Origin of the sequence: Pedobacter rhizosphaerae (genome assembly GCF_900111155.1) — a bacterium.
Lineage (GTDB): Bacteria > Bacteroidota > Bacteroidia > Sphingobacteriales > Sphingobacteriaceae > Pedobacter > Pedobacter rhizosphaerae.
Genome location: NZ_FOGG01000003.1, coordinates 1 through 15,419, shown reverse-complemented (window position 1 = coordinate 15,419; position 15,419 = coordinate 1). Strand labels below are relative to the sequence as shown.

At 40.2% G+C, this 15,419-nt stretch carries 13 protein-coding genes and 1 pseudogene; 7 read left to right on the top strand and 7 right to left on the bottom strand.

Annotated features, from left to right (window positions below; genetic code table 11):
• The first annotated feature begins 6 nt into the window (after nt 1–6).
• The 3 genes from BMX11_RS03065 (at nt 7) to BMX11_RS03055 (ending at nt 4,516) form a co-directional block, all read left to right on the top strand.
• On the top strand, nt 7–2,343 hold the full coding sequence (locus BMX11_RS03065) for a DUF5703 domain-containing protein (protein WP_245738562.1): 2,337 nt from the start codon (nt 7–9) through the stop codon (nt 2,341–2,343).
• Between the two features lie 54 nt (nt 2,344–2,397).
• Complete coding sequence (locus BMX11_RS03060; protein WP_090881265.1) at nt 2,398–3,186, top strand: SDR family oxidoreductase; 789 nt, start codon at nt 2,398–2,400, stop codon at nt 3,184–3,186.
• A 313-nt stretch (nt 3,187–3,499) separates the two neighbouring features.
• Entirely contained in the window at nt 3,500–4,516 is a 1,017-nt protein-coding gene (locus tag BMX11_RS03055) for a zinc-binding alcohol dehydrogenase family protein (RefSeq protein WP_090881262.1), read from the top strand.
• Between the two features lie 48 nt (nt 4,517–4,564).
• Here BMX11_RS03055 and araA read toward each other — a convergent pair whose 3' ends face one another.
• The 3 genes from araA to BMX11_RS03040 all read right to left on the bottom strand — a co-directional run bounded on the left by araA (nt 4,565) and on the right by BMX11_RS03040 (nt 9,069).
• Nucleotides 4,565–6,055, bottom strand: coding sequence for an L-arabinose isomerase (gene araA / locus BMX11_RS03050; RefSeq protein ID WP_090881259.1), 1,491 nt, complete (start codon nt 6,053–6,055; stop codon nt 4,565–4,567).
• A gap of 615 nt (nt 6,056–6,670) precedes the next feature.
• Nucleotides 6,671–7,372, bottom strand: coding sequence for an L-ribulose-5-phosphate 4-epimerase AraD (araD, locus tag BMX11_RS03045; RefSeq protein ID WP_090881256.1), 702 nt, complete (start codon nt 7,370–7,372; stop codon nt 6,671–6,673).
• A complete protein-coding gene (locus BMX11_RS03040; RefSeq protein WP_090881253.1) occupies nt 7,369–9,069 on the bottom strand; it encodes a ribulokinase in 1,701 nt (566 codons plus the stop codon). The genes araD and BMX11_RS03040 overlap by 4 nt, the downstream gene beginning before the upstream one ends.
• A 239-nt stretch (nt 9,070–9,308) precedes the next feature.
• On the opposite strand from BMX11_RS03040, the gene pepE reads away from it, so the two are divergent.
• On the top strand, nt 9,309–10,004 hold the full coding sequence (gene pepE / locus BMX11_RS03035; protein ID WP_090881250.1) for a dipeptidase PepE: 696 nt from the start codon (nt 9,309–9,311) through the stop codon (nt 10,002–10,004).
• 7 nt (nt 10,005–10,011) lie between these two features.
• Here pepE and BMX11_RS03030 read toward each other — a convergent pair whose 3' ends face one another.
• Together BMX11_RS03030 and BMX11_RS03025 are read right to left on the bottom strand one after the other, a co-directional pair.
• Nucleotides 10,012–10,707, bottom strand: coding sequence for a YetF domain-containing protein (locus tag BMX11_RS03030; protein ID WP_090881247.1), 696 nt, complete (start codon nt 10,705–10,707; stop codon nt 10,012–10,014).
• 514 nt (nt 10,708–11,221) lie between these two features.
• Nucleotides 11,222–12,205 carry a Gfo/Idh/MocA family protein gene (locus tag BMX11_RS03025; RefSeq protein ID WP_090881244.1) on the bottom strand — a complete coding sequence of 328 codons (984 nt, stop codon included), beginning with the start codon at nt 12,203–12,205 and terminating at the stop codon, nt 11,222–11,224.
• 148 nt (nt 12,206–12,353) lie between these two features.
• Here BMX11_RS03025 and BMX11_RS03020 point away from each other — a divergent pair, with 148 nt between their 5' ends.
• The 3 genes from BMX11_RS03020 (at nt 12,354) to BMX11_RS03010 (ending at nt 14,184) form a co-directional block, all read left to right on the top strand.
• Nucleotides 12,354–13,169, top strand: a complete 816-nt coding sequence (locus BMX11_RS03020) for an AraC family transcriptional regulator (protein WP_090881241.1) — start codon at nt 12,354–12,356, stop codon at nt 13,167–13,169.
• 68 nt (nt 13,170–13,237) lie between these two features.
• Nucleotides 13,238–13,708, top strand: coding sequence for a VOC family protein (locus tag BMX11_RS03015; RefSeq protein WP_217643797.1), 471 nt, complete (start codon nt 13,238–13,240; stop codon nt 13,706–13,708).
• A 44-nt stretch (nt 13,709–13,752) separates the two neighbouring features.
• Nucleotides 13,753–14,184: a hypothetical protein gene (locus BMX11_RS03010; protein WP_090881238.1), complete on the top strand. Its 432-nt coding sequence runs from the start codon at nt 13,753–13,755 to the stop codon at nt 14,182–14,184.
• Here the strand turns inward: BMX11_RS03010 and BMX11_RS03005 are convergent.
• Both BMX11_RS03005 and BMX11_RS03000 read right to left on the bottom strand, forming a co-directional pair.
• The gene (locus BMX11_RS03005; RefSeq protein ID WP_090881235.1) at nt 14,181–14,831 is read right to left on the bottom strand and encodes a hypothetical protein; all 651 of its coding nucleotides are present in this window, start codon (nt 14,829–14,831) and stop codon (nt 14,181–14,183) included. The genes BMX11_RS03010 and BMX11_RS03005 overlap by 4 nt on opposite strands.
• 44 nt (nt 14,832–14,875) lie before the next feature.
• Nucleotides 14,876–15,262: pseudogene (locus tag BMX11_RS03000) on the bottom strand (VOC family protein); the annotation flags it as partial.
• Between the last annotated feature and the right edge of the window lie 157 nt (nt 15,263–15,419).

The following is a 15,419-nucleotide window of genomic DNA, read 5'->3' as shown; positions in this document are numbered from 1 at the left end:
TTTAAAATGAGACAGACCACTAAGACACATAGACTGCCAGGAAGCGAGGTTTATAAAGCAAATATCGCATGTTGCTTTTTGCTCCTTGCTTTTTGTTTTTTTTGTGGTTCACCACGTGCCAAAGCCCAGCAAGAAATAGCAAAAAATAATGTGGTCTGGGCCAGCCAAAGCAATAACTCAGCAGAATCAATGCCTGTTGGCGGGGGAGATGTTGGTGTGAACGTTTGGGTAGAAAAAGGGGAGATTTTTCTTTATTTATCGCGCAGCGGCACATTCGATGAAAACAATACCTTATTGAAGCTGGGTAGGGTTAAAATCAAACTATTCCCCAATCCCTTTGCTGGCAAAACCTTTAAACAGGAACTGATTTTGAATGACGGATATATTGCCATTTCCGGAGCAGATGGTCAGCTGAGTGCTCAGGTTAAGGTTTGGGTAGACATCAGGAAACCGATCGTAAATATTGAACTGAAAAGCAATAAAAATGTAACTGCTGAAGCCAGCTACGAAAGCTGGCGATTTGAAGATCGGATCACCAAAGGCAAAGAAAACAATCAGAATTCTTATAAATGGGCTCCGCAAGGGCTCGTTAAAACGACTAAAGATAGTATTGAGTTCAGTTATAATGAGGTGTCCTTTAAACACACAAACCCCGTTCATACCGTATTTGATGTTGTATTGAAACAACAAGGCCTGGAAAGCTATCAATCTGTCTTTTACAATCCTTTAAAAAAGTTAAGCTTTGGTGGCACGCTAAGCGGTAGCGGTATGTTTCCTGCGGGTACCTACACCGGAAAGTACCTAAATACCCCTTTTAAAGGCTGGATATTAAGGAGCCGGAAACCATCAAAAAGCTTTAAAATTGCTGTCCTTCTCAGGAGTTCTGCTGATAAAGAACAGATTGTTTTGCGTGCCAAGAGCGATTTACCGCAATCCTTCGCTACAACAAAAGCCTGGTGGAATAATTTCTGGAACAGGAGTTTCATCTATATCCAGGCGAATGATTCCACCACGAATCAAATCAGTAAAAACTATCAGCTATTCCGTTATATGCTGGGCTGCAACGCAAGGGGCTCATCACCAACCAAATTTAACGGAGGCCTTTTTACTTTCGATCCCCAGCTTACGGATACAGCCTTAAAATACACACCCGACTTTAGAAATTGGGGTGGAGGAACGCATACAGCACAAAACCAACGATTGGTTTACTGGCCGATGCTGAAAACGGGCGATTTCGAAATGATGAAGCCACAGTTTGATTTCTACCTGAACATCTTAAAAAATGCAGAATTACGCACTGAAGCTGCCTGGGGCCATAAAGGTGCAAGTTTCACTGAGCAGATAGAAAATTTCGGATTACCTAATCCTGCAGAATATGGTTGGAAACGACCTGCAGGGTATGATAAGGGCATGGAGTATAATGCCTGGCTGGAATATGAATGGGACACGATCCTGGAGTTTTGCATGATGATTCTGGAAACAGAACGTTACAACGGGCGAAACATAGAAGTTTATATGCCACTAATAGAGAGCAGCTTAACCTTCTTTAAAGAACACTATACTTATTTAGCGAAACAACGAGGTGCGAAAGCTTTAGATGCAAACGGGCACTTAATTTTGTATCCTGGTTCCGGAGCCGAAACCTATAAAATGGCCTACAATTCCACCTCCACCATTGCCGGACTTAAAACGGTTTTACAACGCTTGCTGGAGCTAAAATCTGGTACTCAGGAGCAGAAAAAAAACTGGCAGGAGATGTTGAGCACCATTCCGCCAATTAGCTTTCGTGAGTTTGATGGTAAAGTAACGATTTCGCCTGCCAAACTATGGGAGAGGATAAACAATACAGAAAGCCCACAATTGTATCCGGTTTTCCCCTGGGGAATGTATGGGCTAGGTAAATCAGGGTTAGATACCGCAAAAAACACCTATTTTTATGATACAGATGCTTTAAAATTTAGAAGCCACATCGGTTGGAAGCAAGATAATATTTTTGCAGCCAGATTAGGCTTAACAGATGAAGCTGCCCGCTTAACAACCTTAAAATTGAAAGATTCTGGCAGAAGATTCCCTGCTTTCTGGGGCCCTGGATACGACTGGACACCCGATCACAATTGGGGAGGCTCAGGGATGATTGGCTTACAGGAAATGCTAATGCAGTGTGATGGAAAAAAGATTCACTTGTTCCCGGCTTGGCCAAAGGATTGGGATGTGCATTTTAAGCTACATGCACCTTACCAGACAACCGTTGAAGGCACCTTGAAAAATGGAAAACTAACAGCTATAAGGGTTATTCCTGAATCAAGAAAAACAGATGTAATAAATATGCTTACCAGTAACTAAATAATAATCAACATAGAAGAGTTAATAGGCTTTGCCTAAAAATTAGATTAAAACATGGATTTACAATTAAAGAATAAAGTTATCGTAATAACCGGAGCTGCAAAAGGTATTGGTAGAGGTATTGCAACAGTTTTTGCCAGGGAAGAGGCAATCGCAGTTATTGTGGGTAGAAAAGCTATCGACAATCAGAAAGTAGTAGATGAAATTATCGCAAATGGTGGGCAAGCGGCTCAGTTTGTTGCAGAATTATCAAATCCAGAAGATTGTGAGGTAGTGGTAAAAGAAATTGTGGCAAAATTTGGCAGAATTGATGGTTTAGTGAACAACGCGGGGGTGAATGATGGGGTAAGCTTAGAAGGTGGTAACTACAAGGATTTTATGGCTTCGTTACATAAGAATGTTGTACATTATTATTTAATGGCACACCATGCGCTACCAGAGTTAATTAAAACCAAAGGTGCTATTGTCAATATTACTTCTAAAACAGCAGAAACCGGGCAAGGTAATACTTCAGCTTATGCCGCAGCAAATGGAGGTAGAAATGCATTAACAAGAGAATGGGCAGTAGAATTATTAAAATATGGTATTCGTGTTAATGCCGTGGTGGTAGCCGAATGCTGGACCCCTGCTTACGAAACCTGGATTGAAACGCTGGACAATGCTCAGGAAAAACTTGAAGAGATTACAGCCAAAATTCCTTTAGAAAACAGAATGACCACCGCTACAGAAATCGCCAACATGACTGCCTTCCTGATGTCGGGCGCTTCCAGCCACACCACCGGACAAATTATCCATGTAGATGGCGGCTATGTACATTTAGATAGAGCCCTGGCAAACGCTTAGTCAGTTTTCAGTTAGCAATTATCAGTTTTCAGTTGGCAGTTGACAGTTAAGCAACCAGACAACTCACCAACTAAGCAGCTAACCAACTCACCAGTGTTTCAGCTTGCAGTTGACAGCTAAGCAATTAGACGATTAAACAGTTAAGCAAATAACCAGTGATTCAGTTTTAAATAACAGTTGATAGTTAAACAACCAGACAACTCACCAACTAAGCAGCTAACCAACTCACCAGTTATCAGTTTTCAGCACACAGTTGACACTTAAACAATTAGACGATTAAACAGTTAAACAACAAGACATCCAATACACCAAAATGAAAACCCTAACCTGTACCACTCCCGGAACTTTCGAATATTCCGATACAGATAAACCTATATTACAAAAAGACCAGGCCATCATTAAAATAAAGCGCATTGGCATTTGTGGCACCGATTTACATGCTTTTGAAGGCACTCAACCATTTTTCAATTATCCACGGGTGTTAGGCCATGAACTATCAGGCGAGCTCGTTGAAGTAGATGGAAACGATGATTTTAAAGTAGGCGAGAAGGTCACTTTCATTCCTTACTTTAACTGTGGCGAGTGTATTGCCTGCAGGATGAACAAACCCAACTGTTGTGTTAAGATGCAAGTATGTGGTGTTCATGTTGATGGTGGCATGCGCGAATATCTTTCTGTGCCTTCCAGAACCTTACTGCATGGCGATGACTTAAGCTATGATGAATTGGCTTTGGTTGAACCCTTGGCCATTGGAGCGCACGGTGTTCGCAGGGCGGATATTCAGTCGGGCGAATTTGTACTCGTTATTGGCGCAGGTCCGATTGGTTTAGGTACCATGGAATTTGCCAGAATAGCAGGAGCGAAGGTAATCGCTTTAGATATCAATGAAGATAGATTAGCCTTTTGCAAAGAAAAATTAGGGGTTTCATTTACCATAAATGCACTTTCTCCCGATGTAACGCAACAACTAAGTGAGATTACCAATGGAGACATGCCCACAGTGGTAATTGATGCCACTGGAAATCAAAAAGCGATCAATAACGCCATCAACTACATGGCACATGGTGCCAGATTTGTATTAATTGGCCTTCAAAAAGGAGACTTAATCTTTAATCATCCGGAATTTCACAAAAGAGAATCAACACTGATGAGTAGCAGAAATGCGACTATAGAAGATTTTGAGCACGTAATTAAATCGATGAAGGCAGGATTGGTAAATCCGACCCATTACATCACCCACCAGGTAGCTTTTGAAGAAGTTAAAGATAATTTCGAATCCTGGTTAGACCCCAAAAATGGAGTGATAAAAGCAATGGTTAAGCTAGATTAACCAAGATCCCCGAAGTCTGATGAGCAGGCTTCGGGGATTTAATTTTGGTTATTTATAAAACACTTCGTTCCAGTGCAATTCATTTCTGAACTGGTTGATTTTCGTATCAGCACCGATATTGATGTATTCTAAACCAGCAATGTTTGCAAAATCAAGTAAATGCTCGGTAGTTAAGTTTTGGCTGTAAGCCGTATGGTGTGCACCGCCAGCGTAAATCCACGCAGCACAGCCCGTTTTCATATCAGGAAGCGGTTTCCAAAGTACACGCGCTACTGGTAAATTTGGAAGATCATGCTCAGCCTCAACAGCTGTAACCTCATTAACCAATAAACGGAAACGGTTGCCCATATCAATTAAAGAAGCATTTAAGGCATCACCGCTACCTACGTTAAACACCAAACGAGCAGGATCTGCCTTGCCACCAATACCTAAAGGATGCACTTCTAAGCTTGCTTTACCTTTAGCCAATGAAGCATCCACCTCCAGCATATGCGAACCTAAAACCATTGCATTTGCAGGATCGAAATGGTAAGTGTAGTCTTCCATAAAGGCATTTCCGCCCGGTAATCCGGCACCCATTACTTTACAGGCACGTACCAATGCAGCCGTTTTCCAGTCGCCTTCACCAGCAAAACCATAACCATCAGCCATCAAGCGTTGCGCTGCAATTCCTGGTAGTTGAATCATACCATGCAAATCTTCAAAAGTATCAGAGAAACCTTTGAAATTACCATCTTCTAAGAATTTACGTAAGCCTAACTCAATTTTAGCAGCTTCATATACCGATGAATGTCTGGCACCACCAGTACGTAAATCATCAGCCATTTCGTAAGTTTCCTCATATTCCTTTAATAAAGCTTGAATAGACTCTTCGCTTACTGCATTAATGATCGCTACTAAATCGCCAATGCCATAAGTATTTACAGAAAAACCGAACTTTAATTCAGCCTCTACTTTATCACCATCTGTTACTGCTACATAACGCATGTTATCGCCAAAACGGGCAAATTTAGCGCCTTGCCAATCGTGCCATCCGGCAGCTGCTCTAGCCCAGGTGTCGATTTGCTTCGCAACTTCTTCTTCCTGCCAGTGGCCAACTACTACTTTACGGTCTTTACGCATACGCGATACCATAAATCCAAACTCACGGTCGCCATGTGCACTTTGGTTTAAGTTCATGAAATCCATATCGATAGAATTCCAGGGAATATCGCGGTTAAATTGCGTGTGTAAGTGAAGTAATGGTTTTTGAAGCACATTTAAACCTCTGATCCACATTTTAGCAGGAGAGAAGGTATGCATCCAGGTGATGACACCGATACAGTTATCATCAATATTAGCCTGTTGTAAAGTTTCAAAAATCTCTTCAGTAGTTTTAACAATAGGCTTGTAAACTACAGAAACAGAAATGTTTTGGTTAACATTAAGTGAATCTGCTACCTGTTGCGCGTGATCGGCTACTTGTTTTAATGTTTCTTCACCATATAAATGTTGAGTTCCTGTGATGAACCAAACTTGTAATTTTTTTAAATCTATCATGTTTTTTTGTTGTTTAATATTTTTGTTGTTTAATCGCCCAATCGTTTAAGTGTCTAATTGATATCAGACTATCGCCCAGTTAAACAGTTAAGCAATAAAGCAATCTGTCCTCTCACCAACTCACCACCTAAGCAACTCACCAATTACTCCTTGTTTAATCGTCCAGTTGTTTAACTGTTTAATTGATATCAGACTATCGTCCAGTTAAGCACTAAAGCAATCTATCTTCTCACCAACTCACCAATGCTATTAACTTTAGGCGAAAACTAAGATGGATTGTCATCCTGAGCCTGTCGAAGGGTAATCAATTTTAGCTTTCGACTTATTCACAAGGTCTTCGACTACTTGACCCGATTTCACATCGGGAGGCTCAGACAGGACAGCATTTAGCTTAAGTTAAGAGCATTGACCAACTCACCAATTACTCCTTGTTTAATCGTCCAATCGTTTAAGTGTTTAATTGATATCAGACTATCGCCCAGTTAAGCAATTCAACAGTTAGTCCCCTTTTTTCTGTTTAATCGTCTAATCGTTTTAACTGTTTAACTGATATCAGTCTATCGGCCAGTTCAACAGTTAAGCAATTCAACAGTTAAGCAATAAAGCAATCAAACCTTATTCCTGTCCATAATACGCACCAGCCCCATGTTTACGCTCAAAGTGCTTCTGAATCAATGAATCCTTTAACTTCGGTGCCTGTGGATTAATTTGTCGCGTTAATAAGGCCATTTGTGCAACGGCTTCTAAAACTGCACTATTGTAAACTGCTTTTTCTGCCGTTTTTCCCCAGGTAAATGGCGCATGGTTGCCTACTAAAATCATTTCCACTTCCTTATGGCTTAAACCTAATTCTGTGAAGTGGTTAATAATCTGGAAACCAGTTTCATACTCATAATTTCCCTTAATCATTTCGTCGGCCATAGGCGGTGCACAAGGGATATCTACGGTTAAGTGATCCGCATGTGTAGTACCGAAAATTGGAATAGCGGTTTGCGCTTGTGCCCAGGCCGTAGCATAGGTAGAGTGCGTATGAACAATTCCATTAATATCTGCCCAGTTTTTGTATAAAACAGCATGTGTTTGCGTATCAGATGATGGCCTTAAACTACCTTCTACAGTATGGCCATCAAAATCTACAATCACCATCTTTTCTACACTTAACTGCTCGTAAGGCACGCCACTAGGCTTAATCGCAAATACGCCCTGGTCTCTATCTGCGGCACTAACATTGCCAAAAGTAAACAGCACCAGATTTAACTGGGGTAACTGCATATTGGCTTCGTAGGCTTGTTCTTTTATGGTTTGATACTTGCTCATGCTAAATAAGGTTGATATTCCTTGTTATTGTGTCTTTCTAAGTAGCGTCCTAAACTTTGGTACTTATGGTAATGTTCGCGGTACATTTTTCTTTTCTTGAAATTGGGCTGGTATTCTTTTTCAAAACCAGTGCCCATGGCAGCCATTGCATCTTCTACGGTAGGATGGATGCCCGCTACTACAGAAGCAAACATGGCAGCACCCAATGCACAAGTGTGTTCAAAACGGTGAATCCTAATTGGCATTTCCAGCACATCAGCCATCATTTGCATAATATAGGTCGACTTTTTAGCTACGCCACCAATACCAATAATTCCTTTTACCGGAACACCTTCGTCCTTAAAGCGATCAACAATGCTTTTAGCCCCGAAACAAGTAGCCTCTGCTAATGCACGGAAGAAGCGAGGGGCATCTGTGCCTAAACTTAATCCTGTAATTGCTCCTTTTAATTCCTGGTTAGCATCAGGAGTTCTTCTGCCATTTAACCAGTCTATCGCCAGTTCAGCATAATCTTCATCAGGAAGTTCTGATGCTTGCTTACTTAAGTTAGCTATTATTTTATGTTCCAGTTCTTCTTTAAGTGCCAGTGCAGTAGCTTCATCTATCAGAGTAGATTCTGTAAGTAAGTTGTTTAATGGCCAGCTAATCAAATTCTTAAACCAGGCATAAACATCGCCAAAAGCAGACTGACCAGCTTCCAAACCTGCCATTCCGGGAATTACAGATCCATTTACTTGTCCGCAGATACCACTGATTAATTTCCCTTCTAAATCCTGATTAGGAGCAACTAATATATCACAGGTACTGGTGCCCATAACTTTACTTAAAAAATAAGGCTCAATCTGACCACCTACAGCGCCCATGTGTGCATCAAATGCACCAACACCAATTGCAACAGTTGTGTTTAAGCCCAATCGCCCGGCCCACTCGGTACTCAAGGTGCCTGCCGAAACATCAGAGGTATAGGTATCATTAAATAAAGATGATCTGAAACCTGTTAAAAGCGGGTCTAAACTGCTGAAAAATTCTTCAGGCGGTAAGCCACCAAACTCTTCTGCCCATAATGCTTTATGCCCTGCTGCACAACGACTGCGTTTAATTTCACTGGCATCATTTCCTCCGCACAGTAAAAATGGAATCCAATCGCAATGCTCTACCCAAGATTTTGCTGCTTTCTTGATAGATGAATCCACTCTGAAAATACGGAGTAACTTCGACCAAAACCACTCTGAAGAGTAAATCCCACCCACATATTTTAAATAGTTTACGCTGAATTTGGTCGCATGCTCATTAATTTCAGCAGCTTCTTTTACAGCGGTATGATCCTTCCATAGCACAAACATAGCATTTGGATTTTCCTCAAATCCAGGTGTTAATGCCAGGGGAATACCTTTTTCATCTACTGCAACCGGACTAGAACCAGTTGTATCGATAGAAATACCCTTAACTAAATGTGCTATTTCCTGACCGCCTCCCTTCGCTAAGCAATCTTTGATGGTGTGTTCCAACCCTTCGATATAATCTAAAGGATGTTGTCTGAATTGATTGATGGAAGGCTTACAATATAAACCTTTCTGCCATCGAGGATATAGAAAAACAGAAGAAGAGATCTCTTTTCCGTTTGCGGTATCTACTAGAACCGATCGAACAGAATCCGTTCCGTAATCCACGCCAATTACATAGTTTGCTGTGCTCATAACAATAAATAAATGTCTAATTAACGTTTATTTATTTGAATTAAAAAATTTTAATTCAAATCTGATAAATAAATTGATTTAAGAACCTATATATCAAATAGATATAATTATTTTAGATGTGGAATGAAAAACATTAAGGAGCGTCAAATTAATCAGTTGAATAAGAAGTAAAGAACCCATAATATCCTTGTATCACAGAAGAACAAAAAACTTATCTTTGTCCACCATAATTTCTAATTATGAATATTATTCTTGCATCTACATCCACTTTATTCGGCGGCAATTACCTGGAGTATCTTAAAGAAGAACTAGCAAAGCTTTATCAGGGCATTGACGAAATTACCTTTATCCCTTTTGCAAGGCCTGGAGGAATTTCTCATGAAGCCTATACTGAAAAAGCTAAGGATTTTTTTAACCAGCTCAAAATCAATGTACGTGGACTTCATGAGTTTGAAGATAAAAAGAAGGCCATTATCGATGCTCAAGCTTTCTTTACAGGGGGAGGGAATACCTTTTTATTAGTAAAAAGCCTGCAAGAACAAGAATTGATGACTGTGTTAAAGACGAATATCGAGCAAGGAAAACCCTATTTGGGATGCAGTGCGGGAAGCAATATTGGAGGACTTAACATGAAGACCACTAACGATATGCCCATTGTTTATCCGCAGAGTTTTGATTGCATGGCTTTGGTCCCGTTTAATTTAAATCCACATTACCTGGATCCTAATCCAGATTTGAAACACAATGGAGAAACCCGAGAAACAAGAATCAGGGAGTTTTTGACACAAAATAATGTTAAAGTAGTTGGATTGAGGGAAGGTAACTGGATTAGAAGATGGAATGACCTCATCACAGTGGAGGGATCAGAATTAACCAGAATATTCGAACCAGGAATAGAACCCTACGAAGTAGTACCGGGAACAAGATTATCGTAGCTCTTCACTATCGTAACCGAATATCGTCAATCGCCACAATCCAGTGTTTGTGACCGCATTTCGGGCATTCGCAAGTTTGTTTTGAATTTAGCTCCTCCACATTACCGCAAAATGTACAGGCATACTTTCCTTTGGATGGAATAGTTTCAAATGATTTTTCATAAGGTTTAGGTAATATCGGCAAGCCAAATCTGACCTCCTTATCTGGATAAAAGTAAACGCTTAAATTTCCAGAAGTTTCCAAAATGGCTGTTTTTACTTGCCCGAGATGGGATACACCTTGCTGTCTGAGTTCGGCAAAAAATTCATCTTGTGCCAGCGCTTCCTTTCCAAATTCGTCTATTGAAAACTCACCATCTTCAATTAAGTAGGTTGGTTTGCCCTCCACCAGGTCGTCAAATCTTTTGCTTTTGGCCATTAAAAATGTTGTTAACCGGTAGGCACCCACAATTACCGCAAAAACAGCTATAGGCACCATTAAGCCTACTTCCTTATAAAACATGGGATCACCAGCGGCTGAGCCTAATGAAATGATCACCACCATTTCAAACACAGAAAGCTGGGCAACGCCACGCTTACCAAGCAACCGCAAACCGAGCAAGATAATGATATACATAATGGCCGTTCTTACCACAACCTCAATTAGATATATCCATTCTTCTTCTCCAACCAACATTTTGGTCCAATCCAGTGGTTCTTGCATATTAGCTTTGTATTTACTGGATACATAACCTGAATAGGTGGAGAAATGTTTGAGTTAATAGTGTTACGGGTTGCGAGTTACAAGTTGTGGGGGCTACACGCATAATCGCTCCATTTCCAACTTCAGCTTTGTTTCCTTTGTGTCTTCTCTTGGTGGCCTTAGCGGTTATATGTGTTACGTGTTGCGAGTTACAGGTTATGGGACATGAAGCCTTAGCCTTTCAGCTTGCCTATCAATGTTTTGTGTCCTTTGTGCCTTCACTTTGTGACCTTAGCGGTTAAATGTATTATGGTTGCGAGTTATGTGTTGCGGGTCTATACGCTAACCCCTCAACTTTCAAATCAATGCTATGCGTGCTTTGTACCTTCTTTCGGTGAAGTTTTAGGTTGAGTGTATTGTGGAGTATGAGGCACGATGCAAACTTAGATGCCTAAGATGGTTAATGATTAAGCTTTGCGTGCTCTGTGTCTTCACTTAGCGCACTTTGCGGTTAAATGTACTAAGAATTGCGAGTCTAACCTACAACATCAGCTGTGAAGGCATCCATTATTTCCATAGTAATCAAAGCCTCTTTACCACTACATGGATTTTCTGCCTGACCTAAGAAATATTTCACCACCTGCTCAATCATAGGTTGCTGCACATGCTCCAAAGGCTCAAAATGAATCTCTTCACTGATCGCCTCTACAGTAACATCGATTTTATGGCCAAACATCGGGAAACTGATTTTTCCTTTTGAGCCATAAATCACACAGCTATCTGATTGATCGGAAGGCGAAACACTAAAGCACCAGTTACCATTAAAAACTACGCCACTTTCAAATAAAATCTGACCAACTACCAAATCATCTACGGCAGTATTTTTTTGTTGTTTCGTTGCAATTCCAGTGGATTTTTGAATATTCCCAAAATAGTAGGCCATCAAATCAAGCTGATGCGGTGCTAAATCATGAAATAAACCGCCACCAGAGACTGCAGGATCCATGCGCCAGTTATCGCCAGTTTGTGCCACCAGCTTAGGATTGATAGGCTGAAGCATTTTCAAATCCACTAAACGAAGCTCACCGATGGCGTTTTCAGCTAACAACTTTTTAACAGCAAGAAACATGGGTTGAGCCCTTCGGTAATGTGCTACCACCAGTTTTGTATTATACTTTGATGACGCATCAATCATGCGCTGTGCAGAAGCAGCGTTTAGCGTCATGGGTTTCTCAACATAAACAGGTTTACCCGCCGCTAACGCTTCAAGGGTATAAGCCTCATGCTGCAGGGGAGGTGTGGCAATATAAATCGCATTTACCTCTGGATCATTAATGAGCGCTGTAGCGTCATCGTACCATTTAGGAACTCCATGACGTTTGGCGTAATCGGCTGCTTTTACAGCATCTCTTCGCATTACTGCAACCAGTTTAGAATGTGGCACTTTGTTAAAAGCTGGACCGCTTTTCACTTCCGTTACATCTCCACAGCCAATAATTCCCCATTTAATTTCTTCCATAACTTGTTTTTTGTGATGCAGGAAAGTTAGTGAATATTGTCGAAAAGCTATTAAATGACCTATAATTTAAAGATAATCGGCACCAAACTTCCTGATGTTTAGCAAAATTTAATATCCATTTCCTATATTTAAAACAATAATCAAGGCCTTGAAGAGATCATTTGATATACGAACGCTGTACAATCCAATTCAACCTACAGTTAAACAATTTGCAGAACAGGTTAGTTATCAGGAAGTAGCCCCAGATATTAGTCTTCAACCCTATATTTATTGTTATTGGCAACTTCAAACACATCAGGTTTTAGCTGAACCTTTCATATATAGGGTAGTTGCAGATGGTTGTATAGATATTTTCTTTGAACTCCATCATCCTCAAGAAAATTTCATCATGGGATTTTGCAAGAAGTTTACCGAATTCCCCTTAGAAAGTACTTTTAACTATATTGGCATTAGATTCCTGCCCAGCATGTTCCCGCAACTGTTCAATATAAATGCCCGTGATTTGAGTAACCGCTTCGTTGAACTGAACCTGGTTTTGCCCCAGGTAGCCCAGTTTATTGCTCAACATTTTAGTCCCGCTCAAAATCTTCAAGCCATAAAAACTAGCTTGGATACTTATTTTTGCAAACATCTTTCAGGTATTACACTCAATTACGACAACCGTTTATATCATGCAATCGATATTATTTTAAAACAAATGGGCGTGATAGATATTGAGCAGGATCTCGATACGGGAGTCAGTTCAAGGCAATTGCGCAGACTCTTTGAATTCTACATTGGCGACACCCCCAAAACCTTTAGTCAGGTTGTGCGTTTTCAAAATATATTAAGAGCAAAGCCATCAACGCAAAGTTTGAAACAAAACAAACTTTTTTACCAGGCCGGCTATTATGATCAGGCACATTTTATAAAAGAGTTTAAACACTTTTATGGTGTAACCCCGAGCAAGGCTTTCGGCAGGTGATTTTGTCCGATTTTTACAATCTTTACAGGCAGATTAAGGCCAACTTAGCATTATAAAATCTAAGTGATATGAAAAGATTAATTTTAGTCATCGGAATGCTCATCTCGTCAGTGGGCGCATATTCACAAACTAATTTAAACATTAAGAAAAAAGTAAAAATGAAATTAAATGCAGGAATTATCACAAAAAAAATTGCAGAAACCAAAGCATTTTACATAGATAATCTGGGATTTGGTGTAACCTTCGAAAATGAATTTTATCTGCTATTGCACACACCAAACCATGAGGCGGAGATTAGCTTCCTCTTACCTAACCATCCGAGTCAGCAACCACTATTCCAACAGCCATTTCAGGGACAGGGCATATACCTAACCCTGGAGGTAGAGCATGTAGATGAAGTTTTCCAACAATTAAAGAAAAAAAGAGTACCAATTAAGATAGACATTCGTAATGAACCCTGGGGAGACAGGCATTTTGCCATAGAGGATCCGAACGGAGTTGGAATAGATATCGTTAGCTATTCGGCTCCGGGTGGCTAACTCCCCAAAGTATTCCAATTAAGGATTGTTTTGTACCTTGCTGCATGGATCTCATCAGACGGAAGATAATATGGATTAACATTTTAGTTTTCATCATTACCATTATAGAGGTGTCATGGTTTTCACCTGATGGCCTTTCGGCTGTCGATTTAAGCAGCTCAGTACTTGATTATGTACTTTGGATAGGGATGTTTGCCTTGGTTTTAATCAATATTCTCCTTCTTATTTTTAATTTCTTTCAGGCCCGATTACTGATTAAAACAAGCACCATGACACTTTTGATGATAAGTTATTGGTTACTCATCAACTATTCAGAATTCCAGGAAAGGGTAGCGGCCTGGAGTACATTTTCTTCCCGAGAAATTTTCTACTATACCGTTTGTTATTCTGTATGGCCCGCAGGCCTATCTGCCTGTTTACTATTCGCAGGCTTGTATAGCATTGAACGTTTTTTAAAAGCCCCTGGTTCGTACTAGTTTTTATCTTTTAATACAAATTCACCTTTTACCAGCCAGGAGATCCCGAATGCCCAAAGCGCAATGCCTTCAAGATAGAATACAGGTTTTATCTGGTTCATGGATGTGCTTTCTCCCCAGGTAAAGTAAAGTGCAAGAAGAATAATACACAGCAGCATAATGGAACCACATATTTTAAAAACAATATTTCGCTTCTTCTTTTGCTCGGTCTGATTACCCTCACTCTTAATAAACAGAAAGAAACAGAAAAAAGTAAAGGTAAGGAACAAACAGGCGGCAAAAAGATAATGAATTTTACTGATTATCGGATTCTGATCTGCGGGAACAAAGGCACAGGGATTTGGAGGAAGTTCAACGCCAGTGGGGAAGAAGGCTACCCCCAAAGCAAAAAAACAGGCTAAATTCCCTGCTATTTTATCCGTGCGGTCATAACCATTATAAGCGAAAAGAAAAAAACCAACTACACACAACGTACCTACAAAAACATCACGCATTACCGTATGATAGTAACTACTAATTGAACTTTGTACAGTGCTGCAATCTCCTACAATTACCGAACCTAGTATTAGGATAATAGGGAAGGCTAAACCGAGGAGTCCAACTATTTTACGCAAAGTATTGTACGAGATAACGATATTCTTGTTCATACAAAGACGATAAGATTATTTTTAATAAGCCAGGGAGCAATTCGTTAGGCATCTAGCAGCTTTTGTATTTCAAATTTCTGCATTTTCATAAAAGCTTCAATTACTCTTGGAGCCTTTTCCTGATCGGCCATTAACTGATGAAGCACTTTGGGTACAATTTGCCAGGAGAAGCCAAATTTATCGCTTAACCAACCACATTGATCGTAGCGACCACCTTCACCCAGTTTTTCCCAATAGTGATCAATTTCCGCTTGGTCTTCGCATTCAATCACATAAGAAGTTGCGGGTGTTGGTTTATAATGTGGTCCACCATTTAAGGCCATAAACTTACTTCCATTCAGCTCAAACATCACCACGATAGGGTTCTCAGACATGATTTTTGAATTCTTGAAAATGGAACAGTAAAATGTTGCAGCAGCTTTGGCTTGTCCGTCAAACCACCATAAGTGTTCGGAAGAATTTTATTTCTCCCCATAAGTTGATAATTTTCATTTAGGCCAAGGATGATTAGTGCCTATTTTTCTTTATGGAAATCAGTCAACTACTTTCATTATTGCCAGAAGAGAGGTTAACCGAACTTGCCTTATC